The sequence below is a fragment of the Caballeronia sordidicola genome, from assembly GCF_002220365.1.
In the GTDB taxonomy this organism is placed as follows: Bacteria; Pseudomonadota; Gammaproteobacteria; order Burkholderiales; family Burkholderiaceae; genus Caballeronia; species Caballeronia sordidicola_C.
Map to the genome: position 1 here is coordinate 101,686 of NZ_MTHB01000246.1, position 26,730 is coordinate 128,415.

Consider the following 26,730-nt stretch of genomic DNA (forward strand, 5'->3'; position numbering starts at 1 on the left):
TTCCGTTTTATGGAAGCAAAATCGAGAATCCCGAGAACCCCATTATGCAGAATCGCCTTGAGATGTTGCGCATCTATTGCGCGGCCGTTGAAGCGCAGAGCTTTAAAGAAGCGGCTACCCGCCTGGGCACCTCGCCTCAGGCCATTACGCGCGCCGTTCAGGAAGCGGAGGCGCTGGTAGGCGAAATCCTCTTCCACCGCAACACCCGGCGCGTGCGCGCCACGGAAGCAGGAGAAGCATTCGCGCAGCGCGCACGCAAACTCGTGCAGCAGATGGATGATCTCTTAAGGCCGAAGGACAGCGAGATCGATGCCGAGATTGCCGGCCTGGTCCGCCTGACCACACCCAAGTCCATCGGCGAGCGTTTTCTCATGCCCGCGCTTGTGCGTCTCGCCGAGAAGCATCCCCGCGTCACGCTCGACCTGCGTTTATCCGATGCAATCAGCGACCCCATCGCGGAGCAGATCGACATTGGCGTGCGGATCGGTTTCATGCGAGATAGTCGTTTCGTGGTGCGCCCTGCATCGCACGTCGGCTTCTCCGTCGTTGCCAGTCCGAAGCTGATAGCACGCGTGGGCCGTCCCGCGGACCTGGCTGAGCTTGCGCTGCTGCCGTCGACCGGATTCATCGACAGGAACACCGGGCGGGTGTGGCCCTGGCAGTTTTCCAACGGGCAGCAAATGACGCCGGCCAACCTTGCGTTCCAGACCGACGACGGCGAGTGTGAGTGCCGCGCCGTCGTTGCGGGACTTGGGTTCGGGCAGATCGTGAGTTATCTCGCACTGCCCCTGCTGCGCGCGGGCAAGGTGATAAGCGTACTGGACGAAGTTGCGCCGGAGCCATGGCCGGTCTACGTCTATAGGCCGCAGAGAGGACCGGTCCCTGCACGCATCCGGCTCGTGTTCGACGCCGTGTTGGCAGCGCTGGAAAAATCAGAACTGCAGCATGGGCCCTATGTGTCGGGTTGACTTCGCACTCCGGGCGATCCTCCCAACAGCATGCAAGCGGACGGTCAATCCGGCACGACGAAAGACCGGCCGCACCTGCTACGACCCAGGTTATTGACCGGCCGCGTTAAAACGCCTCCCACTCCGCATTCGACGTGCTACCGCTGGTTGCAGGCTTTGCCGAGGCTCGCACCGCGCGCGGCCCGTTCACGACCTTCTCCTCAGGCACCGGACGCGGTTTGACTTGCGTCCTCGGCGGGGCTTTCGCGCTTGTAACCGGCGTTGCATATCCCATTGAATGTTCGGTGCCCAGCCGGAACGAAGACACCGCCTGAGTGAGTTTGCGCCCCTGATCCTCGAGCGATTGCGAAGCCGCTGTCGCTTGCTCGACCAGCGCGGCATTTTGCTGCGTCACTTCATCCATTTGCGTGATCGCGGTGTTGACTTGCTCAATGCCGCGACTTTGCTCGCCCGATGCCGCAGCGATCTCTCCCATGATGTCGTTCACGCGAGCGACCGCGTTCGTGACTTCCGACATGGTACGGCCCGCTTCGCTTGCGAGCCCCGAACCGGTCTGGATCTTCTGCACCGACGACGAGATCAGGTCCTTGATTTCCTTCGCTGCACTAGAGGAACGTTGCGCGAGGCTGCGCACTTCGCTCGCCACAACGGCAAATCCCCTGCCCTGTTCGCCGGCGGGAGCGGCTTCGACCGCTGCATTCAACGCGAGGATATTAGTCTGGAACGCGATCCCTTCGATGATCCCGGTGATATCCGCGATCTTCGTAGAGCTCTCGCTGATGTCGGCCATGGTCTCTACAACCTGTCCTACGACGCTGCTGCCCTTCGCCGCCACTTCCGATGCATTCGATGCCAGCGAACTGGCCTGAGCCGCACTTTCTGCGTTTTGTTTGACCGTCGAGGTCAGCTCTTCCATGCTTGCCGCGGTTTCCTGCAATGACGACGCCTGCTGCTCGGTGCGCGACGACAAGTCGATATTGCCCGATGCAATCTCGCTGGAGCCGGTGGCAATACTGTCGGCGGCAGTCCTGACGTCGCCGATCAACTTGACCAGGCTTCCTTGCATTGCACCCATCAGCGCAAGCACGCTTCCGGCCGGTGCCAGATCGGCCCCACGAACCAGGCTCAGGTCGCCGTTTGCCACCCGTTGCGTCACTTCGCCAAGCGCGACAGGTTCGGCCCCCAAGGCTTGGGTCAGCCCGCGAATAATCAGCGTGGCTGCGCCGATCGCCATGGCGAGAGCGATCAGACACGTCGCGATAAGCAGCGTGCGCTTGTTTGAATAATCAAGCGCCGACTGCTCCTCCATTGCCTTGGCGCGCCCGGCGGTGTAATCGGAATAGTCATTGGTCGCCTTGATCAACTGAGCGAGAAGCGGGCGACACTGGTCATCGATCATGGTGATGGCTTCGTCGCGCCTGTTAGTGAGTGCCGCGTTGACAATGTTCAAGGCGACCGGACCATAGAGACTCTCTACGCGGCTGATTTCGGCCACGAGACTGCGTGCCTTGTCGGAGACGCTGGGGTCTTTGACCTGTTCGCTCAGCTGGCGCAACGCGTTTTGTACGTCCTCGTGGGCCTTGGTCACCTCGGTTTTTTCCGCGTCGAGGTCAGCGGGTTTAGTCACCAGGACAAGATCGCGGGCCGCGATCGCACGCCGATCTACTGACGTGCGCACTGTCTCTGCAAGACGCGCGCGTACTTCTATGCCGGAAACGTAGTTGGAGAATTGACTATTCGCGTCGCTAAGCGCCTTGAGTGAGAAGATCGAGATGGCGACAAGCATGAAGATCAACACACCAAAGCTCCATGAGAGCTTGGCTTTGACGGAAAGCGATTTGAAGTTCATTTTGATAATTCCCCTTGTTGACAATAATGTGAAACGCTCAAGCGAGCTCGACTCAGGCTTTGCCGCGAGCAATCGGCCAAACATTGATCCTTGGAAAATGCAGGACGCGGCACAGCTTTTCTCTGTCTGTACTACGGCGGGGCGGGCGCAATCTGGAGAGAGCTTTTGACGGACAAACGTTTGCTGAGAAAATAAATAATCGCTAAGCAGATTTGTCTTATGCTTGTCCACCTCGATTAACTTGGAATTCTAAGTTTCTATAAAAACAAGGCATATTTACCTGCAATGGATTCGCTCTAGCAAATGACAAAACATAACGTTTGTCCTGCCGTTGTCCACTATCGACGGTTCGGCCGAACATGGAATAGCGGGTGTATTCATACCGCGTGTTAGACGAACGCGTTCGAAAATAGTCTATCCGGCAACCGTTGGTACGATCATCGCTGAAGACGAAAAAAAAGGCGTCGTGCGAACACGACGCCTGAAATTCTAGCTCCGAGGGGAGGGCTAGAACTGAGAGCCAGCTTACATCTCAACCTCCCGGCATATGGGCCGCTGAAGGTTTTACAAACTCGCCGCATACACCGTTCGTGGCGGCGTGAGCGTCAGTGCATCACACCGAAAAAAGCGTGGACGGCATCGCCTGGCGTCAGGCCCACATCGAAATAACCTTGAAGACGGTCCGCGGTCGTATCGTCAAGAACGAACGGTGGATTGATGAACCGCGCAGCGACCGCCTGGTCGTACCAGACGCTGATCCAGCCCCTAAGCTCACACACATCTTCCTGTAGTTGCAGCCCGGATTTGCTATCCATGGGATCTCCGTAAAACTCACCAGGGTCGTCAAGCTTCCACCCGGACACGCTCCATCAAAGCCTTCCCGCCGTGGGAATCCTTGCCAAAAACCATCGTGATGAAAGAACACTGAGAGCCGGGCTGCGCACGGATGCGTGTGACCAAGCACATTCGCAACCGCTGCACCCCGCCATGAAATATGAAAATACCAAACAAACAGACTAGTACTTGAATCACGACGATCTTTGGCGACCACCATGAGCCCTTGCTAAAGACCTAAGGTTTGGCCGATGTTTGGCCGATACCGGCGTCCTCCTCGTACCGTTTCGCATGACACCATGCTATCCGCTTCAAATCTATTTTCCAGTCGGCAGAAGCGGAATTTGATCTAGGAATATCCTGCAATGACTATAAGGATTTCCTGACAGAGCAATCATGTCGATTGGGATGGTTAGCGAGCCTGGTGAACCGTCCATCCGCGTCAGTGAAAACAGATCATCGCAATGGCGTCCAAATTCATCACTCCGTCACTAGGCCGTGCCGTACAGCATAGCGAATCACTTCCGAATTGTTATTGAGCCCAAGCTTTTGCATGAGCCGCATCTTATGCGTGCTGATCGTCTTTGCGCTCAGCGACAACGCATCGGCAATATCATTGATGCTATTACCGGCGGCCAGCATTTGCAGCACCTGGAACTCGCGGTCAGAGAGAATCTCATGCGGTGGTCCATCGCTGGAAGGTGAGTCGAAAACGATTGCGTCGACCAGCTTCGGATCAATGAAGCGCCCACCCGCGGCTAGCTTGCGGATCGCAGCGAGGAGCACCTCAAGGTCGCTGTCCTTGGTGACATAGCCCGTCGCGCCCGCGCGTAACGCCCGCGATACCACCTGCCCCTCGTTGTGAATGCTCAGCACCAGGATCGGCAACGTGGGCTGCTCAGCCCGCACGCGCCGGATCAGATCCACGCCGCTAATGCCCGGCATGGTCATATCGAGCAACAGCAGGTCCACGCGGCAAGCACGCAGCTTGTCCACGACTTCAGACCCGTGCGCGGCTTCACCGACCACGGCAATATCGGTCGTCGTGGCCACGATCTGCTTGAGCCCGCTTCTTACGATTGCGTGGTCATCCGCTATAAAAATACTAATCATCGTTCCCGTCCGCTATCCAGCGGCAAATTGATTGAAACCATGGTTCCTGCACCCGGCGCGCTGTCGACCTGCAGCGTCCCGCCGATGAGGCGCGCACGCTCGCTCATGCCCAGCAAACCATATGAATAGCCGCTTTGCGCCGACTCCAGGTCGAAACCCTGACCGTCGTCGCTCACCCGAAGATCGAGCGCCAGGTCAGTGCTGACGAGCGTCACCGCCACGCGCGACGCGCCGGCATGCCGCGATACGTTCGTGAGCGACTCCTGGACAATACGGAACACGGCCGTTGCATGGGCGTCCGCAAGGGTCGGTTCGCCGCCCCGCACTACCAGTTGACAAGGCATGCCGTTACGCCTGCTGAAGTCTTCCGCAAGCCACTCCAAGGCCGACACAATACCGAAGTTGAGCGCGGCCGGTCTCAAATGGCTCGCCACGTTACGTACCATCCAGATGGTTTTCTCTACCAGCTCGCGGATGTCATCTATCTTCCGGGTAGCTTCCGCGTCGGCGACTACTCGCATCTTGAGCAGCGCAACATCCATTTTCAGCGCGGTGAGCAACTGACCCAGTTCGTCGTGAATTTCCAATGCTATACGACGCCGCTCCTCTTCCCGGATTGCCTCCAGGTATGCCGACAACTCGCGCAATTGCTCGCGCGACGCCAGCAGTTCCTCCTCGGTACGCTTCCTCTCGGTGATGTCCTGGACGGTGCCGACAATACCCCACGACTGCCCCTCTCGCGCATCCACGAGCTCTGCCTGAAGCCGGACGATGCGTGTCGTCCCGTCCGGACTCGTGATGCTATGGTCAATGCCGAAGGGTTGCCCCTTGGAGAGCAGTACACGTACTGCGCGCCTGACAGTGGCATGGTCGTCGGGATGAACCAGCGCAAGGTAGGCGCTATAACAAGGCTTCACGGCCAAGGGCTCCAGCCCGAGAATGCGGTAGAGCTCAGTCGACCAGTGCGTGAGCCCGCTATCGCGATCCCATGCCCAGTCGCCGAGCCGCGCCAGGCGCTGCGCGTTGGCGAGGCTAGCTTCGCTCGCACGCAGTTTCTCGTCGGCCTTCCTGCGCGCCGTGATGTCGTAGAGTCCTACATAAATAGCCGGAACGTCGCCGTAGGTCGCCACCCGTGCGTTCGCCACGGCCCAGAACGAGGTGCCGTCGGGCCGCCTGAAACTCAGCTCGACGTTGCGCAGCCCCCCCTCGTCGCGCAGATGGCACACCAGTTCGTCGCGCTCCCTGGGCGAAGCATACAAGTCGATAATGTTGCCGAATGCCGGTTGCGTCGTATCGAGCGCAAAGAGTTCGCGCAGCGGCTGATTCATGTAGAGAATGTCGCCTTCGGGCATGGACGTGATGCACAGCGGAACCGGGCTCGTCTCCACGATCGCGCGAAACCGCGCCTCGCTCTCCTTCAGCCGCGCCTCCACGCCACGGCGTTCGACAATCTCCAGGTTGAGGCTGACGTTGGCCCGTGCCAACTCCTCGGTGCGTTGCGCCACTCGCGCTTCGAGTTCGTCGCGCGCATCGCATAGCGCTTTTTGCGTCTTTTCGCGTGCGGCAATTTCATGCTGCAACTGCATGTTCCGCGTCACGAGTTGCTGCTGCAGCGTGCGCAATGCCAGATGCGTGCCAATACGCGCCACTACCTCGTCAACCCGGATCGGCTTGGTCACGTAGTCAACGCCGCCCGCTGCCAGCCCTTCGATCACGTCGGCAGTCGCGGACATCGACGTCATGAAGATCACCGGGATATCGCGGGTTTCGCTATTCGATTTAAGCCGCCTGCAGGTCTCGTAGCCGTCTATGCCGGGCATCTTGACGTCGAGCAGGATGAGATCCGGTTGTGAGAACGCCGCGCGTTCCAGCGCTTCCAGACCATCCAGTGCCACGAGCACGCGAAAGCCCTGCCCCTCGAGACTTTCCACCACGACGCTCAGGTTGGCGGGCATGTCGTCCACGATCAGGACCGCAGGCGGTTCCAGCGTCGCAAGTGCAAGGTCGATAGTCGTGTCATTCATGACGCGTGCCCCCCTTCAAGATGTCGCTCGACGAATTGCACGATCGCCTTGGTCCGGTAGTTCTTCGCAAGCGAGCGCAATTCAGTCGCGAACGCGCTGTAACGCTCGTCGAGGGTTGCAATGCGTTCGGCCCACAAGACGATCTCGCGCATGTTGCCCTGGCGTGCAAGCCGGTGCAGGTCCTGCATTTCCTGCGAAGGCACCGCCGGGCACGGCATCATCGCAATGGATTGGACCAGCGGCTCGCCGAGCGACGCATAAGTCCAGGTGAGCGAGAGCAGCGCGGCAATTTTCGTCAGTAGCGTGTCGAGATGGATGGGTTTCGCCACGAACGCGTCGGCGCCGGCGCCCAGGCTGCGCTTTTCGTCGCCACCCGTCGGGCTGGCGGAGATCGCGATGATCGGCACACCGGCAAAGTCCGGCAGAAGCCGCAAGCGGCGCATGGTTTCAAGTCCGTCCATCTCACGCATCACGATGTCGGTCAGGACAAGCGACGGGCGCTTCACCTGAGCTTTTTCCAGCGCTTCCTGACCGCTGGCCGCTTCAATCATGTCGAAGCCGATCTGCCCCAGCATGTCGGCGACCACCGCACGGTTGGTGGCAACGTCGTCGATGACCAGCACGCTCCTGCGCACTCCTGTGTAACCGGTGACCACCCACGCGGCATGCGACTCTGCCGACACGGACGGTGCCGGTTGCGCTTCGAGGTCGAACCAGAAGGTACTGCCCTCGCCTTTGCGGCTTTCGACCAGGATATCGCTTCCCATCGAGCGCATGAGTTGCCGGCTGATGCCGAGACCGAGCCCGGCCCCTCCACGATGCCGTTGCTCGTCGCCAGTTTGCTCGAAGGGTTCGAAGATCAGCTCACGTTGCATGTCGCCAATGCCGATCCCGGTATCTTCCACCGTGAAGCGGACCCGGCCATCCAGCAAAAGCGCCACGCGCAAGCTCACGTAGCCTCTGTCGGTGAACTTCACTGCGTTTGCCAGCAGGTTGAGCAGTACCTGGCGCAGCCGCCGTTCATCGGCACGCACGGCGTTAGGCACGTCGCGCGCTGCCTCGCACACGAAGACGAGCTGCTTTTGCTCAGCCTTCACGCGAATGATTTCCTCGACGTCACCTAGCAGTCCGGCGAGTGGCACCGCAACAATATCGAACGGCATTTTGCCGGCCTCGATCTTGGCGATATCAAGAATGTCGTTGATCAACGCAAGCAGGTGTTCGCCGCTGCGTTGAATCACGCCGAGTCCGTCCCGCTGCCGCTCACTGAGCGTGCGGTCCCGGCCCAGGACTTGTGCGTACCCCAGGATGCCGTTCAGCGGCGTGCGTAATTCGTGGCTCATGTTGGCGAGGAATTCGGATTTAGCCCGATTGGCCGCCTCGGCGGTGCGCCGGGCTTCGCGCCCCTCGGCAGCCTCCCGCTCGTCGATATAAGCGCGGTGCAGGCGTGCGCACATGGAGTCGAACGCGGCCACTACCCGTTCGAGTTCGTCCGGACGGCGCGGCCGGCGGCGCTGCAGCGTGAAGGTTTGCGGCGCCTGCCGGAAGTCGTAACTTTCGACGCGTCGCGCCACCGCGGCGAGATGGCGCGTGACGAGCCGCGAGAAAATGTAGATGGTGAACAGCGACACGAGAAACGTATTGGCGCCCTGGCTCAGCAAGATCACCAATGCTGTCCTGAACAGTTCGTTGTACAGGTTGGCGAGGGTTGCCTCGACGCGCAGCGTGCCGATCGATTCCTCGTGACCCTGGATGCGATACACGATCGGAAAACTGCGCACCATGACCGGACCGCGTGAATGGGTTCCGGCGGCGACCACCATGGAGCTGTCGCTGGCGATCACCTCGGTGACTTCGGCCAGCCGTATGTCCGGCAGATGGAGAATGCCTTCGAGCTGGAGTTCGAGTTGCGGCCGGTCGAGCCGCCAGAGCGCTTCGCCCAGGCTACCGCGATAACTGCCATCAATCTCCGCAAGCCGGCTTTCGATCAGCATCACCCCGCGGTGATAGTCGCGATACAGTTGAAGCGCCGTGAGCGTGAGTGTGACCGTGCAACTGAACAGGAACACTGTAGCGAGTAGCCGCATCACGACACTGCTGCGGTGGCGACCGACCAGGTCGCACAGTCCACCGAACGTATTGAGCGCCATAGTTCTTCCTCAAACCCGCCTTTCGTTCTTGATCCACCTATTCTGCACGCTCTGGCGGCGGTGGTCTAACGATGGCATAACACCAAGGGTTTGCTTGGCTATCGTGTCGCGCTGATTTCGAAGGGCGGCCACGCAAAAATTGCCCAAGTCCAGATGCTGGATCAAATCCGCACGCTCTCGGTCGGCCAGGGCGCGTCATGGGGCGATGTACGCGTATACGAGTACAACAACGTCCCGGTGGAGACCGCCGAGACCTATGAGTCGTTGTTTCTCATGCTGACACATGGACGCTTCGACATGTTTCCTCGCGGCGTCACTGAGGCGACTGAAGAGCTTGCCGCCTGTCGCATGCGTTATCCCGATCTCGCGATCGAGCAGCATCGGCTGATCAAGTACGCATTCGCGCAATGCTTCTACATCGGCAAATCCGATCCACGTCTGGCAGCCCGCATCAACGACGGGCTGGAACAAATGGAACGCGACGATCGTTTTGACGCTTTTTTCGACCGCGATTTCGCCAAGCAGTTAGCAGAACTCAAGCTGGAGACGCGAACTGTCATCGAGCTCAAGAATCCGTTTCTGCCCTCGTGGATACCCTATGGATGCAAGGGGCTATGGTTCGATCCTGCAAAGCCGCAATAACTTCGACGTGGCCCATGCGCGATCGCGGCTCTGGCGAATAATCGCGCGATCTTCCGGCGCATGCACCTGCAGGTCATCAATACATTGGTTTAGTTCGGCCAGCAGTTCCGCCTGCTTCTCATCCAGTACGTTGCCATTTGATTCCCGAAGCTCGCCCAGGGTATTGCAAAGTCGTCTGAGCGAAGCCGCGTCCATGCTGATCAACGGCCAGCAACGCAGCAGGAAGGTTAAAGAGATAACGTTTCTGCTATCGCACCACGAATCGAACAGGCGCAGGCAGATAGCGTCTATTTGCTCGGCGGCAGGCTTGGGGTCGAAAGAATCGGCGCTCATCGCAGAATGTGGAGAGCAAGGAGTCCGGGATTGCTCGATCGTAAAACAGGACCCAGAGTTTCGAAATCGGGAAACCCCCGAAAATCGCTAAGAAAGCGCTGCTCGCGGCTTAAGGGAATTCTGACTTGAGCGCCGCACCCCACGCCGACCATTACTCCATGTTATGGATACTCAAACAAGTGCGGCATTTCGTCCTCAAAAATGGCCCCCTGAATTTTCCCCATGCCAGCCGTGCGCATCTTGCCTTGCATTGCAACAGCGGTCGCTTGAGCAGACGAGTCCGGATGGACAGCATGGCAAGAAGAAGACATTACATTGATCGCGCGAGAAGTTTTGTATCAACGGGCAAGCCGCATGCGACTCCGTGACCGCCAACCGAATCGCTCGACCATCAGGACCGCCTTCGATGAGAACCCTGTCGCTTCGCCCCGTCGCACTGTCGCTGCTAAATGGTCTTGCTTCGGGCGGACGCGTTTTCGCCGCGAGACAGATCAGATCGAAGCGCGCGCAACCGGGGTGGAGTCGGTGACGTTATCGGTATTGACCGCATTCACCACGCACTGGCAGATGCCGCGCATGAACCGGCTCAACCAGGCATTTCCCTCCGTCGACCTGCGCTTTCAGCTGATTTCCGGGCGCATTGGCGAGCCGCTTGTCGACGTCGATCCTGGCATGCGCTTCATGACACAAGACGAGATAGGTGCGAACAGTGTGCTGGTGATGCCTGGAGTGCTGCTGCCGGTGTGCAACCGCCGGTACCACGAACAGGCGCTGCTGGACGAGGCCGGCACGCATGGAGACACCGTGATCGTCATGGACGATGGCGAGCGTGGCTGGCATGACCGCTTCAGTGCGGTTGGCCCGCATAAGCGGCGTGCGGCCAGCATGCTGAACTTCGACGACTACACCACCGTCGTGCAAGCCGCGTTGCCTGTGCAAGGGATCGCGCTTGGCTGGCTCAACGTGGTTTCGCACTGGCTGGCGGAAGGTGCGTTGCTGCCGGCCGAGCAGGAGTTGCTTGTGACGAGCAGGCGGTGTTGTCCGGTATCGCCGGAAAGCCGGCCGATGCGTCCGGTTGTAGAAGCGATCCACGACTGGATTGTCGAGGAGACGCATGCGGATATGCGCACCGTCGACCAAGCCTATCCCGCACTTGGAATTCGCGACATGCTCAAGGGTGCGGGAAAGATGTTGGGATGATGCTGGCTAGGGGTAACCCGATAGGCGGCAACCTGAGCCCAGGCCGCGCCGCGACTGGGATCTTATATGTTCATACAAATAATTGAGCCAAAGCGCTGTTTTCAGCCTAAATTAGTATTTGCCTCCAATGCCGAGCGCGAGGCCGCGACCACGAAGCCCCTTGTCCGGCACCGGATTTGAACTCGCCGCACGTGTGTTCTCATAACAATCGAGCCTGGTCGCTACCTGTAAATGGGCGAACGTCAAATAACGTGAAATAATTAGTTTTGGCGGCAAAAAGCAAGCCGACTGGCCACATGCGAAGAAAACATGTGCTATTAAGAGCTATAAAAACTTATTGCCGAAAAAAATCCTTGCCGGTGAGGACAAGAGACGTGTGACCTGTTTTTTGCTTGATGCTCACCCGAAAACGGAACGCGAACTTCAAACGGGGCTTTACGGCATGACCAAGAGACAGCCGATCTACCTCGATTCCTTCAAGTTTCCGCGTACTGAGTCGTTATAAACAAAGCGCGTGCAGTTTTCGTGAGGCCGGCAACTGCAACTTATCGCCACGTGCCCAAAATGTGCTGACCCCGCAGCGTCTTGATAGCGGTGTTCGCTATAACTAACCGGTATGACTTTCATGGCTGCTTCGTCACCGCTTCCCAGGCATCTGTTTTACGTTGGCGATCCTTTGACGCTCGAACTTCGCTCGCTCCTGGATACGCGCGGCTGGACAGTCAAATCCCTGGAACTGGACCGTGAGCCGGGAAATTTTTCATCAAAGCCCAGCGGGGGGTTACTCGATTTCTCGGCGCGAAACGTTCTGGCCAATCTGCGGCTGGCCGAAAACTGGCTATCGGTAAAAACAGTGGGCTGGTTAGCGCTCTTGTCACCGGCGCAACTTGAAGATTCAACCATCCGGCGTCTCGTCCGGGATTTTTGCTTTGATTATGTAACGCTCCCCGCGTCTGGCGAGCGCATTCTGAATGCGCTGGGCCATGCTTACGGAATCGCTGCCTTGCATGACGGAGGGACACGCGACCCCGTGAGCGCGAAGAGCGATAGCAACGCCGAAGGCGACATGATCGGCTCTTGCGACGCCATGCTTGCGCTCTTCCGCGCGATCCGCAAAGTGGCCATGACCGACGCGCCCGTGTTTATCTCCGGCGAATCGGGAACGGGTAAGGAACTGACGGCGGTGGCCATTCACGCGCGGTCGGTGCGCCGCAACGAGCCGTTTGTCCCGATCAACTGCGGGGCCATTCCCGCGCATCTTTTGCAATCCGAGTTGTTCGGTTATGAACGCGGCGCGTTCACCGGCGCGAATCAGCGCAAGATCGGGCGCGTTGAAGCCGCGAACGGCGGCACGCTGTTCCTCGATGAGATAGGTGACCTGCCGCTGGAGAGCCAGGCGAGCCTGTTGCGTTTCCTTCAGGAACGCAAGATCGAGCGCCTGGGCGGTCACGAGTCCACCTCCGTTGACGTGCGCATTGTCTCGGCCACGCACGTGGACATGCAGACTGCCATGATTGAAGGCCGGTTTCGCTCTGACCTTTACCACCGCTTGTGCGTGCTGCAGATCGAGGAGCCGCCGTTACGGGCGCGTGGCAAGGACATTGAATTGCTCGCCCGGCACATGCTGGATCGATTCGAGAAAGACGCTAGCCGGCGTATTCGCGGTTTCGCCCCTGACGCCATCGCCGCGATCCATAACTATGGCTGGCCCGGTAATGTGCGGGAACTGATCAACCGTGTGCGGCGCGCGATCGTGATGGCCGAAGGCCGGTTGATCGGCGCGCATGATCTCGAACTCGGCGAGTTTGCGGAATGCGTGCCCATGTCGCTTGCGCAGGCGCGCGAAGTGGGAGAACGACAGGCTATCGAAATGGCCTTGCTGAGGAATCGCGGGCGCGTAGGCGACGCGGCGCGCGAACTCGGTGTGTCCCGTGTAACCCTGTACCGGATCCTGTCCGCCTACAACATGCGAGATGCAGAGACGCCGTCGAGTCTTGGCCTGGACTAGCTGCTGCCTTCGGCTACGGCTGCCGGAACGGCCGCGGCGCCAGCGCTTCGGCCCAACCCGGCCCAACCCGGCCCGAGTGCCAGACACGGGCCGTCGCGCGAGCTGTTTAGCCCGCCGACAGGCTCTATTTCTCGCCCGCCTTGTTATCCTGCTGAAGACTTTCGCTCTGCAGGAAATCGAAATCCACTCCTTCATCCGCCTGCGTCACCGTCTGCAAGAACAACTTCCGGTAACCCCGTCCTGCGGTCGGACGAACCACGGGGTTGTCGAGCGCACGCTGATGCAATTCAGCTTGCGGAACAAGCAGCGCAATCTCCCGGTTGATCACGCTCAAACGAATCCGGTCTCCATTGCGGACATGGGCAAGCGGGCCGCCAATGGCTGCTTCCGGCGTGACGTGCAGAACGATTGTGCCGAACGCGGTGCCGCTCATCCGGCCATCGGAGATCCGCACCATGTCCTTGACACCCGTTCGCGCGAGCTTTCGCGGAATGGGGATATACCCCGCCTCGGGCATCCCCGGTGCACCGACCGGGCCAATGTTCTTCAGCACAAGAACGTCTTGGGCGGTCACGTCCAGCGCTTCGTCGTCGATCCGGCTAGTCATGTCCTCGAGATCGTCGAATACAACCGCCCGCCCCTCATGCTCCATCAACGCCGGATCGGCAGCGGATTGCTTGATGATCGCGCCGCCCGGTGCGAGATTGCCGCGCAATACCGCGAGCCCGCCTTGCGGATAGATCGGATGACTAAATGATCGTACAACGTCCTGCTGATATCCGGGTCCGCTAAGCTCGATCTCTTCCCCAAGCGTGCGCCCGGTGACGCTCAGCGCGTCCAGATGGAGCAACGGCTTGAGTTCGCGCAGCAGTGTCGCCATGCCGCCCGCCTTGTGGAAATCTTCCATGTAGTGCTGGCCGGTGGGTTTCAGGTCCAGCAGCACCGGCGTTTCCTTGCCCATCCGGTCGAGCGTGTCCAGATCGACCCGATGTCCCAGTCGTCCGGCAATAGCAGTCAGATGAACAATCGCATTGGTCGAGCCGCCAATGGCCAGCAGCACGCGCATCGCGTTTTCGAAGGCTTTCACGGTAAGAATCTTGTCGATGGTGAGACCGTCGAGCGCCATCTGAACCGCGCGTGCGCCCGTTTCTTCCGCCACGCGGATCCGGTCGGCAGTAACCGCTGGCGGCGACGCGCCGCCCGGGACCGTCATGCCCAACGCTTCCGCGACACAGGCCATGGTGCTCGCAGTGCCCATCACCGAACACGTTCCCACGCTCGCGACCAACTGGTTGTTGACGTCGGCGACCTCTTCCTCATCGATCTCGGTCGCGCGAAACCTGGCCCAATAGCGCCGGCAATCGGTGCATGCACCCACTCGTTCACCACGGTGCGAGCCGGTCAGCATGGACCCGGTGATGAGCTGGATGGCAGGCGTTCCCGCGGACGCCGCACCCATCAGTTGCGCGGGCACGGTCTTGTCGCAACCGCCTATGAGAACGACCGCATCCATGGGCTGCGCGCGAATCATTTCCTCGGTATCCATCGACATCAGATTGCGCAGGTACATTGAAGTAGGCGACGCAAAGCTTTCGTGAATGGAGATGGTCGGGAAGTCCATCGGCAAGCCGCCCCCGAGCATCACGCCGCGCTTCACCGCTTCAATCAGTTGCGGCATGTTGCCGTGGCAAGGGTTATACGCACTCCCCGTATTGACGATACCGATGACCGGCCGGTTCAAGGCCTTGTCGGTATAGCCGGCGCCCTTGATGAACGCCTTGCGCAAGAACAGTGAAAAGTCCTGGTCGCCGTACGACGTGAGTCCTCGCTTCATGCCGGTCGCGCGGGCGGGTGCTTGCTTGTCATTCTGCTTGTCATCCGGCGTGTCATCCCGCTTGTCATCCCGCTTGTCATCCCGCTTGTCAGATCGATCGGCCATTGGGGAATTCCCTATTCAGTAAATGATGTATCGCGCCTTGGCGTCGGTTGGACTCGAGTTTGCGCAGGTGGAGCGTGTGTCCACGCAGTTGATTGCGACGCTCCCGACAGAGTGAAGCCGACTGCCGTCAACTGTTAGAGCAAGTTTGCCACCATCACCGGCTCCTGGCGCTCGAGCGGTGGACGTACTGTGCGCCATCGATCGTCGCTTAGCCAATGAGCAATCGCAGGTTTCATGGCGGCGATCATCGGCAAGGCCTGGAATATCTTGCGGATCGCCGTGGCACTTTCTTACAATGCGCAAGCGTCGGCCTCTATTCATCCGGCAGTGAACGACAGCGCGGTCCTCAAACGAAGTATGGCAAGCGCGGAACCACCGGGAAAGCATGCATTCCGTTCTTCACTCAATAAAAATTTTTTGTTCTGGTTCTGGAATAGGCCTCTGACTGGCCGCGGGTGGCGCTGCGAGGAGAGATGCGTTGTAAGCTTTCCATCAGCCTCTTAGCGCGGAGCGAAGTGGCCCACGAGCATCGCGCGTTTCCAGCCAAAGCCTGCCACTTTCCGGTATTCAAAACCCGCTTGCAGCAGCGCGCGTTTCACATCGCCGGCGCTGGTATAGGTGGAAAACGTCGCGTCGTCGACTGCTTGGGCGGCGAGTGAGTTGAAGATCGCAGGCGTCCAGAGTTCAGGATTTTTCGCCGGCGCAAAGCCATCGAGATAAAACGCATCCGCGCGCAACCGCAGCGTAGGCAAGATATCCACCGCGTCGCCGAATATGAGCGTCAGCGTGACGCTGGCATCGTCGAAATCGAACTGGTGCGTGCCGGGTTCCAGCGCCGGCCACGCCGCGGCGAGCGTATCGGCCAGTGCGAGGACCGAGGCATCGTCCACGGTCACCGCGTAGGCGCGACGCAGATCATCGGCCGAAAACGGGTGCTTTTCGATAGACACAAAATGCAGCCGTTCGCTGCGCGCGGGATCGGCTCGCCACGCAGCCCATGTCGTCAGGAAATTGATACCCATGCCGAAACCGGTTTCAAGCACGGTGAACGCTTGACGCCCCTGCCATCGTCCGGGCAAGCCGTTGCCTTGCAAGAATACATAGTGCGACTGGGCAAGACTGCCCACGATGCTGTGATAGATATCGCCATATTCAGGCGAATACGGCGACCCGTTGGGGCGGAACGCAAGCGTGGCGGGAATCAGCGGATCGGTCATGCAAGTCGGTTATCAGGGAAGGACTGCGGGGAGTCATGGTTGACGGGCCACGGCCGCGTCATTGTCGCGTGGTCCGGTAAAGGATCAGCACGTTAGCAAAAACGGCTGGCGTTGGGCGAAAAATACGCTGATCCAAACCGTCCCCACGTTCGATGCTCAATCGCGATTTATCCGGCAAGCGGCAAAGTATCTCCGTTCTGCCATGAAGACAAGCTAAGATAAATCGAGTGGTTCCGGTTGGACCGGGCCGCGTTCGCACGTGATTTTCTTTGACAGGAGAACAAGATGGCAGCCAAGAAGATCCTATTTCTGACCGGCGATTTTGCGGAAGATTATGAAACGATGGTGCCTTTCCAGGCGCTGCAAATGGTCGGTCATACGGTGCACGCCGTATGCCCTGGAAAGAAAAGCGGAGACAAGATCAAGACTGCGATTCACGACTTCGAGGGCGACCAGACCTACACCGAAAAACCGGGTCATCTGTTCGCGCTGAATGCAAATTTCGACGACGTCGATGTCACCCACTACGACGCGCTGATGATCGCCGGTGGCCGTGCGCCGGAATACCTGCGGCTCAACAAGCGGGTAATCGAAATCGTACGGCAGTTCGCTGCTGCCGAAAAACCGATCGCGGCAGTCTGTCACGGCGCGCAGTTGCTGGCTGCCGCCGACGTCATTCGCGGCAAGCGGATTTCCGCTTACCCTGCTTGCGCGCCGGAAGTCCGGCTGGCCGGCGCCGACTATGCGGACATTGAAGTGGACAGCGCGGTCACTGACGGCAATTTCGTCACGGCCCCCGCGTGGCCTGCTCATCCGCAATGGCTGGGTCAGTTCCTCGCACGGCTTGGAACCGAAATCTCGCTGTGAGCGATTGAGGAGGTTGCGGCAGTCGACGCTCCCAGGGCTCGATTAGAGGGCTTTGAGTGCGTCCGTGGAGGGCAGATGCCGTCTTGGCTCCTCCATACTGTTGATCGGCCTCCGACTGCTGTTTTATTGCGGTTGTCGGCGTCGACCGATGCCGCGATTGGCTGAAGATTGTCCCGCCCGCCCGAGCCTGCAGAACGCCGGGACCGGCGGGCTGCTAGAATCGATGTTTTACTTGCCTGGTCATGTGCTATGGGCTTTGAACAGCTCGCTGTATTGAAACAACAATTCGAGAAAGAGAAACAGGCGAAACGCGCGCAGTCAAAGCCCGTGGCGAAGCCTGAGCATAAGCCTGCCTCCGCGCAGGCCGCTAAGCCAGCTTCTGAGCCAGCTTCTAAGCCAGCTTCTAAGCGCACCTCCACTCCGGTCTCGAAGCCCGTCGCCAAGCCGCCACGCCCCCCTCGGCCAGCGCGGCCTGCTGCGGCGCCTGTTGCGGTCAGGTCGAAACCCGTGGACCCTGTGGTGTTGACCATCGGGAAGCTGCAAAAGCGGTTTCCTAAAGCGTTCCCGAAAAATCCGTCGCCCAAGCTGCCGCTGAAGATCGGAATTTTCGAAGATCTCCTCGCGCACGCTACCGAGTTGGCGCTGACCGAGACCGAGTTGCGCGCGGCGATCAAGATCTGGTGCCGCGGCAGCCGTTACTGGACATCGATGGTTGAAGGCGCAATTCGGGTCGACCTCTCCGGCGAGGAAGGCGGACGGGTATCGCCTGAAGACGGCGTCCGCGCGACGAAGCTCGAAGAAGGCCGTCTGGCCAGAGTCGCGTCGAAGGCCGCAGCTCCTGAAAAAGCGGCGGTTGCTGAGAACGCAGCGGTTCCAGAGGCCGCAGAAGTTGCTGAAAGGGCAGCCGTTCCGGATTCCGAGAACGTTGCCGATTAACAGCATGTGAGAGCAGGAGGCTTGCGGCGCTCCCGCAGCCTTCCCCGCACCGTCTACGCTCTAGATAGCTGGGTTGGCACAGCACGAACATCTCGGCCGAGCCAGCACGGAAATAGAGGCGTTGCGACAACGGCACAGGCAATGCGGTTGGTCCGTGCGTACCTCCATATTGTCCAGGTAACCTGGTTACGGCGAGTCCGAGCGCCCATTGCTTGGCTAGCCCTATCGCCGCTCGGACGGCCTCCTTGAGGCTGAAGATTGCCCCTTCGTGCGCCGACGTATCCACGCCCGCGCCTTCTCCGCCATGGGCAATACCGCGGACCCAATCCCTACGATCACCGGTCCCGTTTCGGCTGGAACAACAGTCCGCTTGCACCATCGCGCAAATATCCTGACCAATCCCTCCGCGCGCGGCCAAATCCGTCCGCTGTCAGATACCGGCACGTACCACAACCATTCCCGTCAAAATTTGTCGCGACCATCACGGATCCGCAGTGGGCGTCAAACGCACGATGCTCTACTTTCGCAAGCACTTCGCAGGAAACCTCCGACACCCTCCATTCGACGATTCCCAAAGTCTTGACATCCTTATTTTGTTGAACAATATTAAATACATTGTTCAACAATCTGGATCGCCGAGAGCGGTCCTTTCTACAGAAAGGGAACGTCCATGCACGCGTATCGTCTGTCCTTCTCGCCGCGCCGCGCTCTGGTTGCCGGGGTTACCGGTCTGATGCTGCTGGTCCTGCAGGGTGCGGCCAATGCCGCTACGCAGGCACCGCCCACCATCGCCTCGGGCACGCTGACCATCGGTTCAGACCTGACCTATCCGCCGTACGCGTTCATGGACGGCGACACGCCCGCCGGACTCGATCCTGAGTTCATGAAGACTCTCTCGTCGCACTTGCAACTCAAGCCGCAGTTCGTCGACACGCGTTTCGCCAACCTGATCCTGGGGATCAACGCGAAGCGCATCGACATCATTGCGTCCGCGCTCTATGTCACGCCCGAGCGCGCGAAACAGATCGATTTCGTGCCCTACTTCAAGACCGGCGGCTCGCTCCTCGCCCTGACCGGCAGCGGTTTCAAGCCCGCGACGCCCGAAGCCCTGTGCGGCAAACGCGTCAGTTCGATCAAGGGCGCCTCGTGGATCCCCAAGCTGGCCAAGGTCAGTCAGGACACCTGTGCAATGAAGGGCCTCCCAGCGATCGATGTACGCGAGTTCGAGACCTCGCCGCAAGCTTCCCAGGCGCTGCTGGCTCATGCTGTCGATGCGCAGTTCGAGGACTCGGCCGTGGCGAAAATGACCGTCGACAAGATGGGCGGGCGCCTTGCCATCACATCGACTACACCGCTTTTCCCGGTGGTTGTCGGCCTGGGGGTCGCCAAGAGCGACCCGGCGCTGCTCGCGGCGGTAAAGGGCGCGCTCGACACGATGAAGCATGACGGCGAGTACGCAACGCTGCTCAAGCGCTACAACGTTGCCGAACCGACCGGCGAGGAAATCGCGCAAGCACTCGGCGCGGCTAACTGAGCGTCATAGTCCAGTCTCACACCGGTCCCATACCCATCACCGACCACGCGGCGCGTTCGAGTCACCGCGTCGCCTTGCGGAGAAAGATGAATGATTTTTGACTGGCACTACGCCCTGTCGTTGCTCGCCGACAAGGCGTTCTGGGGCGCGTCCTGGCGCGTGGTCGAACTCAGCATAGCGACGTGGGTGATGGGTATTGTGGCCGGGTTCCTGCTGGCGCTCGGCAAGCAGTCTCGCATCGCACCATTGCGCGTGGCGTGCTCGGCGTACATCTGGCTGTTTCGCAGCTTGCCTTTGCTCGTGCTGCTGATCTTCGTGTACAACCTGCCACAGGTGTTCCCGGCATCGAGCGTGGTGCTCGCCGATCCGTTCTGGGCGGGCCTGATTGCATTGTCGATCAGTGAAGCCGCTTATATAGCGGAGATCCACCGGGGCGGGCTGCTATCCATCGGCCGGGGACAGTTCGAGGCGGGTCGCGCGCTTGGGCTGAGGTATCTCGGCCTGCAGCGGCTGGTGGTGGTGCCGCAGGCGTTTCGCGTAGCCTTGCCGTCGCTCGTCAACGAGTACATCACGATCGTCAAACTCACCTCGCTCGTGTCCGTGATCTCGCTCGCCGAAATATTGCTGGTGGGCGAGCGCCTCTACACACAGAACTTCAAGGTCCTGGAGACGATGCTCGCCGTATCGTTCTACTACGTGTTGATCGTCACCGTGGTCGGATACGCGCTGAAACTGCTCGAACAGCGACTGGACGTTGCGCGCAGAGAGCCCGCGGCGTTCAATCCCGCAGAGCCGGTCGCGCCCGCCTCCGCACCAGCGCCGCAGGTCGAAAAGACGGGCCGCGTGGCGCTTGAAGCGGTTGGCTTGCGCAAGCGTTACGGTGCGCACGAAGTGCTGAAAGGCGTCGATCTCAAGGTGCAGGCGGGTGAAGTCATCTCGGTGATCGGGCCGTCGGGGTCGGGCAAGACTTCACTGATTCGTACACTCAATGGCCTGGAGGCACTCGACGACGGCGAGATCGTGCTCCACGGCAAGCCATTCCAATGGGGCGCAACCAAGGCGCGGCGAGTTGTGTCGCATCGCGAGCACATGCGTGGCATTGTCGATATCGGCATGGTGTTCCAGAGCTTCAATCTCTTCCCGCATCGCAGCGTGCTCGACAACGTGACGCTGGCCCCGCGCTATCACGATCGTGGCTCGAAGGCAGCGCTGCGCGCGCTCGGCATGGAGATGCTTGCAAAGGTCGGAATGGCGTCTCATGCGCACAAGTATCCGCACCAGCTCTCGGGGGGCCAGCAACAGCGGGTGGCGATTGCGCGGGCGCTGGCCATGAAACCATCGATTGTCCTCTTCGACGAACCGACCTCCGCGCTCGACCCTGAGCTGGTGGCCGAGGTCCTTAAGGTCATCGAGCAGCTTGCGCGTGAGGGGATGACCCTGGTGATCGTCACGCACGAGATCAATTTTGCATTCCGCATCTCGGATCGGATAATCTTCCTGGAGAATGGCTCGATCGTGGCGGACGCCGCGCCTCGCGTCATGACCGCGTTCGACAAGGATTCCCGCGTCGCGCACTTTCTTAAAGACCTCCAGATCGCATGACCCGATCCGCTTCAGTGTCTGTTATCAACCCAGCCGTGACCAAGAACAAGATCGTGACCGAGCACATTGAAGAAGAGTCCGTGACCGAACGCATCGTCACGCAGATTCGCGACAAGATCATCTGCGGCGACCTGCCTCCCGGCACCCCCCTCACCGAAGCCGATCTCACGAAGGCGTACGACGTCTCGCGCAATACGCTTCGCGAGGCGCTGCGGCAAATTTGCCGCGAGGGATTGGCCATGCACTACCGGCATCGCGGCGTGGTGGTGCGAACACTGACACGCACCGACGTGCGCGACATTTTCCGGGTCCGCCGCACGCTGGAACTGCAGGCGATTGCGCTGCCGGGAAAGACCGACCCGCCCGGCCCGGCGGTGCTGCACGCGATGGCTGCTGCCTGCGATGCCGCTGCGCAAGCCGCGTCACAAGAAGACTGGCGAAGCGTGGGCACGCATAGCCTGCGCTTTCATCAGCACATTGTGGAGATGATCGGCAGCGCGCTGCTCGATCAGTTCTTCCGAACGATTCTCGCGCAGTTGCGCTTGCTGTTCTCCGCCGCTCCCGATGAACGGCGTTTCCAGTTGCCGTGGATCGAGCGTGACCGGGAACTCTACGACCTGATCGTGGCCGGGGAACACAAACGGGCAAGCAAGAAACTTTCCGACTACCTGGACCGTTCCGAAGAAGCGCTGATCGACCTTCTCTGAACCGCTTCTTTCCAGGGTCCTTTTCTCGAACGAGGCCTGGCGCCTCGCATCGATTCATTGAGGAGATCCAAAACCATGTTGAACTACCCTGCCGCTTATCAGGTAACACAGGGTTCCGCACTCGAAGTCGACCGGGACTTTTATTCGCACGTTGCCTCCGCGCATGAAACGCGCACGCTGGTCGATTCGGCGGTAGTGCCGATCCGATCCGGCTATGCGTGGAAGGTACCGGCTGGACATGTGTTCCGGATCGTGACCATTGAAGGCCCGCAGGTCGCGGACCTCAACATCTGGAACCTGCATAATCCGCGTGAGCGTTTCTGGGCATCCCGCACGCGCCAGTTGCAGCAGGCGCATGTCAGCACATTCGACCGGCTGTGGTCGACCCTGCCCTATCTCCGGCCGCTCGTAACAATCACCGACGACAGCCTTGCCGACTACGGAGTCGATGAACACGGCGGTCGCGTTCACGACCTGCTGGGCACGCGATGCGATCCGTATGTGAACCGGATGCTCACCGGCGAGGATTTCAACTTCCATTGCCATTCGAACCTGACACGCGCGATCGCGCCGCACGGTCTCACCGAATTCGATGTGCATGACGTACTGAACGTGTTCCAGTGCACCGGCCTCAATCTGAACGATCAGTATTTCATGAAGGCCTGTCCGGCGAAGAAAGGCGACTACCTGGAGTTCTTCGCGGAGATCGATCTGTTGTGCGCGCTGTCCACCTGCCCGGGCGGAGATTTGTCCTTGCCGATGTGGGGCCCGGACGCGCGCGATCCGCTCGAAGTTTGCCGGCCGCTGGGTGTGGAGGTATATCGGCTTGCCCCCCAGATGCTCGATGGATGGAGTTCGCCGGAGGCGCCGCCTTATCGCGGCCTGCACGGCATGAGGCTGGATACGTCGGGTCGCGGCGGCTGTTGCTGACAGCGGTATCGCGGATGTCGCCTGCATAGATGACGCCATCGGGCAAGCCGCTCGATGGCGCCCGTCGTCGCTGTAATCGCGATCCGCAAATGCCACAACCGACACCATTCACGATGACGCGACGTGCGGCGCAACTTGTCGCAGCAGCGCGGCCGGATTGCCGCACGACTCGCTCATTCGCTGTCAACGTCCGTCTTGGTACTGCTCGGCACGCCACCCGGTCCGGCAGGATCGGGGTTGCCAAAACGTGGCAGTGACCCGTCCATACGGGCGCGATCCAGTTCGGCGCGCACCTGCGCACGTGTCTTCGGACCTTGAGCGGATTGCACTAGAGGCGGCTTTGGCGCTACACGCTGGGCTGGCGGTAGCGCTTGTTCGGTCGGCGGCGTCGCGGGAGATAGCGCGGGACGTGCCTGTGTGCTGGCAACGGTTGGCGCCATGGTTGGGGCGACGGTTTGCGCTACAGTCGGCGCTGCCGTCGGCGAACCCGAGTCCGTCCTTCCGGTTCCCAACACCGGGCTTGTCGCTTCGGTGTTTATAGCGCTGTTCGATGCGGTTCTGATCTGACGAGCATCCGTGATCCGTGACCGATGCGACGTGCTTGTCGCATGTTCGCGAACTGGGAATGCGCTCTCATGCGAACGTCCTGCTCTCACGGGCGAACGCATTGTAGTCCGGGTCGACTGCGCTGTACTGCGCGGGTTGTCAGGTGGCGAAACCGGAGGTACGGGGTCAGCCTTTTCCTCACGCGCCTGTAATTCTTTCTGGAGTGACACCGCGCGACTGTCGTCCTTGTTAAGCGTTTGCACCGCCCCCAACAGCACCTTGGCGGAAGCAAGGTCGTTACGTTTCAGGCTGTCCCGAATCGCCTGAAGAATGTGGGAGATGTCGTCAGAATGGCCGCTCGCAGAAGCCAGGTTTGATCTCCGGGTTTCGACCGGGCCATTGTCCAGTTCGCCGGCGGTGGAAGCGCCATTGCGCCCCGAGCCTGATTGCGCTCCCGACAGTTTGTCCTCGCCTGACCGCATTACAGATGCACCGATCACCAGGGCACCGAAAAGGAGGCCCGCGAGGAGTGTCCTTTTGGGGTTGCTCATCATATGGTCTATCCCATAGCTTGAAATGCGCATGCGACACGCGGGTGAGGCCTGCCTGACCGACTTTCACTCGGCAAGGGGGGTGGCATGCATAGACTCAGCATAAAAAGTACCGCGCATGAAATGCGGCTTTACCATCAGTAAGCTACGCGCTCGGAGGGAAGATTGGATGCGCCAATCCCTAGCCGATATCCGCCAAAATCGAGGTTTTTGTAGGCTCTCCAACGGTGCCGTTTGTCACACGGTTGGGTCCATCCAAGCACGCCTGCGGGCGCTGCTACACTTGCCGCCGTGTCAATTGCCGCATAACCCTTGACGCCCGCACGATGCCAATCGGTATCCGCCACCGTCGCGCGGCCATTCCTCTTCTGACAAAGTCTGCAACCCATGCTTCGATTCGAGAACCTCTGCAAGCGTTACGATGAGCGCGTTATTTTCCAAGGGCTGCGCTATAGCGCCGGCACCGGATGCGTGGCGCTGAACGATGAAACCGGCAGCGGCAAATCCACCTTGCTCGGTATCCTTGCCGGTGAGATCAAACCCGACCAGGGCGACGTTTGGATAAACGGGCACGCGCTGCGAAGCACCCCGCTCGAGTCCAAGTCCATACTCGCCTACATCCCGGACGACTGCATCCCGTACTCGCTGCAGACCGGCCGCGAGTATCTGGAGTTGGTGGCATCGAACAGGAAAACAGTCGTCGGCAGCATGACGCTCGACTTGGCGAACCGCTTTGGCTTGACACCACATCTCGAGAAGCGTTTCGAGCAAATGTCGTTTGGTACCCGCAAGAAAATTTTTCTGACGGCGGCGGCGCTGGGCAATGTGAAGGTCGTTATAGCGGATGAACCAGGCGCTGGCCTCGATGCCCCCGCGCGCGCTGTTCTGATTGATTTGTTCAAGACGTTGAGTAAAGACCGCGCGGTTTTCTTTTCGAGTTATGACGCGGATTTTACGCAGGCTTGTAGCGCGAAAATGATCAGTTTTGCTGAGCTTGGCATGGGGGTATAAGCGGATGCTGGGGGCGTCGGCGTGTGTCGAGATCCATCGCCCTCGAACGTACATGTCCCCACGATGCCCGAGAATGCGCGATGCTTCATCCAGTTCTCATCGCTCGCACGATCAGGACCAACCCCACCACGACGACGACGGCTCCAATAACTCTCGCCACGCGCTCGCCGACCGGCGCAAGACGTTCGACGGTGATGGCTGCCGTGACGGCAACCATCACGCGCAGATCCATGACACCCATCGCGAGAAGGATCGCCGTCAGGCCGGCACAGCAGGTGCTGCAGTGAAGACCCAGGCGCAGGCCATGTCGCCAGGCTGTGCGGGCGTCCGCCGGCAAAGCCTGCAACATGCAACCGCGCCCCGGCGTAGCCCGGCAGCAGGCAAGGTGATGCGCTTTCCAAGCGGTGAACTGAAGCGCGCCGGCGATCAGGACGACCACCGCGGACGCGATCGGAACGGCGCGCGCGAGTGCTGGCAACTGCATCTCGAGCGCCGCCAGCGTGACGCCTAGCGCAAAGGCGGCCACTCCAAGCAGGGCCCACACGAAGAAGTACCCGGCGCCCACCAGCGCGGTCAGCCGATCCAGTCCTGTCTCGACTGTCTCGCCTGTCCTGCCAACGGCCTGACGGTAGCGCCACAGCATGGGCGTGAAGGATGGCAGCATCATCGCCACCATCATCGCAACCCACATGCCGATGAACGACGCCGCAGCGCCGGTCCACGTTTGTCCGCACATCCGCATCCACGCCATCGACATCGTCCAGCCGCCGGGCATCGGCATCTCGCCCATCGCCGACATGGACGCGCACCAGACGATCGTCACCGCCGCGCTGGCGGCGAAGAGCAGCGCCGAGACGCCGAAGAAGGCCCGCTGGGAAGCTCGATCCGACACCATGCTTTGCGACATATTCTGCCTCCCGTTCGCGCGAACGACGCCCGCAATCTGGCTCAGCGCTTGCTGTATTCGTCGTGACGCTTCCACCAGACACCTGTCTCGTTGCGCCCCTTGGACGCGCGGTCAAGCCACTGGTACATGCCCCAGACGCCGTCCACGCCACGGGAATAGGCGGAATAGGTGTGATAGACAACGCCGTCCTCAAGAACGAACGCACTGATGCCCGGCCTCTCGCGTGCGTACGTCGCCGTGTCGGTTCCGGACATGGCCGCGAACGTGGTGGCCCCGTCGGGTGTCGTGCGCGAGGGTATGTCGACCACAGGCGCCTCGCGTACATAGTTGTATTCAACCGTACCCTCGCGCTGTTGCTGCTCGGTGAGCGAGATGTTGAAGTCGAAGTTGAAGTCGCTGCCGAACGAGGACGCCCAGGGAAAAGTCCATCCCATCCGGCGCTGGTAAGTCTGCAACTTCGCGAGCGGCGCCCTCGACACCGCCGAAAGCGTGACGTCGTGGTTCGCAAGGTGCACCACGACGCCGTCGAAGCCATCCGCGATCGACGAGCAGGATGGGCATCCCGCCGTGTAGTCGGGTCCGAACATGAAGTGATAGACGAGCAGTTGGGAGCGCCCTCGGAAGAGATCTGCCAGCGAGGCACTCCCTTCATTGGTTTCGAATCGGTAGTCCTTGCCAACGCGGACCCACGGCAGCGCCTGACGCTGCCGCGCCAGTTCGTCGCCGCGCCGGGTGAATTCCTTTTCCGCATCGAGCAACTCCAGCCGCGCTGCCAACCATTCTTGACGTGTCCCGGTTACATGTGTCGTCATCGTCCTTCCCTCCGTCAGGTGTTCGTCGTCGTTCGTTCAACTTCCGATCC

22 protein-coding genes and 1 pseudogene are annotated in these 26,730 nt (G+C 60.2%); 12 read left to right on the top strand and 11 right to left on the bottom strand.

Going from position 1 to position 26,730, the window contains the following annotated elements:
• The first annotated feature begins 44 nt into the window (after positions 1 to 44).
• Complete coding sequence (locus BSU04_RS34275; RefSeq protein WP_089164698.1) at positions 45 to 968, top strand: LysR family transcriptional regulator; 924 nt, start codon at positions 45 to 47, stop codon at positions 966 to 968.
• A 106-nt stretch (positions 969 to 1,074) separates the two neighbouring features.
• On the opposite strand, the gene BSU04_RS34280 is transcribed toward BSU04_RS34275, so the two are convergent.
• Entirely contained in the window at positions 1,075 to 2,817 is a 1,743-nt protein-coding gene (locus BSU04_RS34280) for a methyl-accepting chemotaxis protein (RefSeq protein WP_089164818.1), read from the bottom strand.
• On the opposite strand from BSU04_RS34280, the gene BSU04_RS46795 reads away from it, so the two are divergent.
• A complete protein-coding gene (locus BSU04_RS46795; protein ID WP_179258530.1) occupies positions 2,753 to 2,986 on the top strand; it encodes a hypothetical protein in 234 nt (77 codons plus the stop codon). The two genes, BSU04_RS34280 and BSU04_RS46795, sit on opposite strands and share 65 nt — an antisense overlap.
• A gap of 436 nt (positions 2,987 to 3,422) precedes the next feature.
• Here the strand turns inward: BSU04_RS46795 and BSU04_RS34285 are convergent, their stop codons facing one another.
• The 4 genes from BSU04_RS34285 to BSU04_RS34300 form a co-directional block, all read right to left on the bottom strand.
• Positions 3,423 to 3,632, bottom strand: a complete 210-nt coding sequence (locus BSU04_RS34285) for a hypothetical protein (protein WP_089164699.1) — start codon at positions 3,630 to 3,632, stop codon at positions 3,423 to 3,425.
• Positions 3,633 to 4,131: 499 nt separating this feature from the next.
• Positions 4,132 to 4,764, bottom strand: coding sequence for a response regulator (locus BSU04_RS34290; RefSeq protein WP_062092530.1), 633 nt, complete (start codon positions 4,762 to 4,764; stop codon positions 4,132 to 4,134).
• Positions 4,761 to 6,788 carry a hybrid sensor histidine kinase/response regulator gene (locus BSU04_RS34295; protein ID WP_089164700.1) on the bottom strand — a complete coding sequence of 676 codons (2,028 nt, stop codon included), beginning with the start codon at positions 6,786 to 6,788 and terminating at the stop codon, positions 4,761 to 4,763. Before BSU04_RS34295 ends, BSU04_RS34290 begins: the two co-directional genes overlap by 4 nt.
• On the bottom strand, positions 6,785 to 8,938 hold the full coding sequence (locus tag BSU04_RS34300) for an ATP-binding protein (RefSeq protein WP_089164701.1): 2,154 nt from the start codon (positions 8,936 to 8,938) through the stop codon (positions 6,785 to 6,787). Before BSU04_RS34300 ends, BSU04_RS34295 begins: the two co-directional genes overlap by 4 nt.
• Before the next feature lie 153 nt (positions 8,939 to 9,091).
• Between BSU04_RS34300 and BSU04_RS34305 the strand changes: the two genes are divergently transcribed.
• Positions 9,092 to 9,580 (top strand): amino acid ABC transporter substrate-binding protein, encoded by a 489-nt coding sequence (locus BSU04_RS34305; protein WP_144021439.1) that lies wholly within the window; start codon positions 9,092 to 9,094, stop codon positions 9,578 to 9,580.
• Here BSU04_RS34305 and BSU04_RS34310 read toward each other — a convergent pair.
• A complete protein-coding gene (locus BSU04_RS34310) occupies positions 9,551 to 9,913 on the bottom strand; it encodes a hypothetical protein (RefSeq protein WP_179258536.1) in 363 nt (120 codons plus the stop codon). The genes BSU04_RS34305 and BSU04_RS34310 overlap by 30 nt on opposite strands.
• A gap of 354 nt (positions 9,914 to 10,267) precedes the next feature.
• On the opposite strand from BSU04_RS34310, the gene BSU04_RS34315 reads away from it, so the two are divergent.
• Positions 10,268 to 11,113, top strand: a complete 846-nt coding sequence (locus BSU04_RS34315) for a LysR substrate-binding domain-containing protein (protein ID WP_089164703.1) — start codon at positions 10,268 to 10,270, stop codon at positions 11,111 to 11,113.
• A 625-nt stretch (positions 11,114 to 11,738) separates the two neighbouring features.
• Positions 11,739 to 13,121: a sigma-54 dependent transcriptional regulator gene (locus BSU04_RS34320; RefSeq protein WP_089164819.1), complete on the top strand. Its 1,383-nt coding sequence runs from the start codon at positions 11,739 to 11,741 to the stop codon at positions 13,119 to 13,121.
• A 124-nt stretch (positions 13,122 to 13,245) separates the two neighbouring features.
• On the opposite strand, the gene BSU04_RS34325 is transcribed toward BSU04_RS34320, so the two are convergent.
• Both BSU04_RS34325 and mnmD read right to left on the bottom strand, forming a co-directional pair.
• Positions 13,246 to 14,955, bottom strand: coding sequence for an IlvD/Edd family dehydratase (locus BSU04_RS34325; RefSeq protein WP_256983686.1), 1,710 nt, complete (start codon positions 14,953 to 14,955; stop codon positions 13,246 to 13,248).
• 608 nt (positions 14,956 to 15,563) lie between these two features.
• Positions 15,564 to 16,277 (bottom strand): annotated as a pseudogene (gene mnmD / locus BSU04_RS34335) (tRNA (5-methylaminomethyl-2-thiouridine)(34)-methyltransferase MnmD); the annotation flags it as partial.
• A 285-nt stretch (positions 16,278 to 16,562) separates the two neighbouring features.
• Here mnmD and BSU04_RS34340 point away from each other — a divergent pair.
• The 6 genes from BSU04_RS34340 (at position 16,563) to BSU04_RS34365 (ending at position 22,853) form a co-directional block, all read left to right on the top strand.
• Entirely contained in the window at positions 16,563 to 17,144 is a 582-nt protein-coding gene (locus tag BSU04_RS34340) for a DJ-1/PfpI family protein (RefSeq protein ID WP_089164707.1), read from the top strand.
• 519 nt (positions 17,145 to 17,663) lie between these two features.
• A complete protein-coding gene (locus BSU04_RS48185) occupies positions 17,664 to 18,080 on the top strand; it encodes a ProQ/FinO family protein (protein ID WP_256983673.1) in 417 nt (138 codons plus the stop codon).
• Positions 18,081 to 18,813: 733 nt separating this feature from the next.
• Positions 18,814 to 19,614, top strand: a complete 801-nt coding sequence (locus tag BSU04_RS34350) for an ABC transporter substrate-binding protein (RefSeq protein ID WP_179258542.1) — start codon at positions 18,814 to 18,816, stop codon at positions 19,612 to 19,614.
• A gap of 90 nt (positions 19,615 to 19,704) precedes the next feature.
• Entirely contained in the window at positions 19,705 to 21,216 is a 1,512-nt protein-coding gene (locus BSU04_RS34355) for an amino acid ABC transporter permease/ATP-binding protein (RefSeq protein ID WP_089164710.1), read from the top strand.
• Entirely contained in the window at positions 21,213 to 21,923 is a 711-nt protein-coding gene (locus BSU04_RS34360) for a GntR family transcriptional regulator (RefSeq protein WP_089164711.1), read from the top strand. The genes BSU04_RS34355 and BSU04_RS34360 overlap by 4 nt, the downstream gene beginning before the upstream one ends.
• 75 nt (positions 21,924 to 21,998) lie before the next feature.
• A complete protein-coding gene (locus tag BSU04_RS34365; RefSeq protein WP_089164712.1) occupies positions 21,999 to 22,853 on the top strand; it encodes an urea carboxylase-associated family protein in 855 nt (284 codons plus the stop codon).
• 173 nt (positions 22,854 to 23,026) lie between these two features.
• Here the strand turns inward: BSU04_RS34365 and BSU04_RS47215 are convergent, their stop codons facing one another.
• Entirely contained in the window at positions 23,027 to 23,950 is a 924-nt protein-coding gene (locus BSU04_RS47215) for a DUF4148 domain-containing protein (protein ID WP_218827383.1), read from the bottom strand.
• A 387-nt stretch (positions 23,951 to 24,337) separates the two neighbouring features.
• On the opposite strand from BSU04_RS47215, the gene BSU04_RS34375 reads away from it, so the two are divergent.
• On the top strand, positions 24,338 to 24,961 hold the full coding sequence (locus BSU04_RS34375) for an ABC transporter ATP-binding protein (RefSeq protein WP_089164714.1): 624 nt from the start codon (positions 24,338 to 24,340) through the stop codon (positions 24,959 to 24,961).
• A gap of 85 nt (positions 24,962 to 25,046) precedes the next feature.
• Here BSU04_RS34375 and BSU04_RS34380 read toward each other — a convergent pair whose 3' ends face one another.
• Positions 25,047 to 25,868 carry a DUF2182 domain-containing protein gene (locus tag BSU04_RS34380; protein WP_089164715.1) on the bottom strand — a complete coding sequence of 274 codons (822 nt, stop codon included), beginning with the start codon at positions 25,866 to 25,868 and terminating at the stop codon, positions 25,047 to 25,049.
• 41 nt (positions 25,869 to 25,909) lie between these two features.
• Positions 25,910 to 26,680, bottom strand: coding sequence for a DUF899 domain-containing protein (locus BSU04_RS34385; RefSeq protein ID WP_089164716.1), 771 nt, complete (start codon positions 26,678 to 26,680; stop codon positions 25,910 to 25,912).
• Positions 26,681 to 26,730 lie beyond the last annotated feature (50 nt).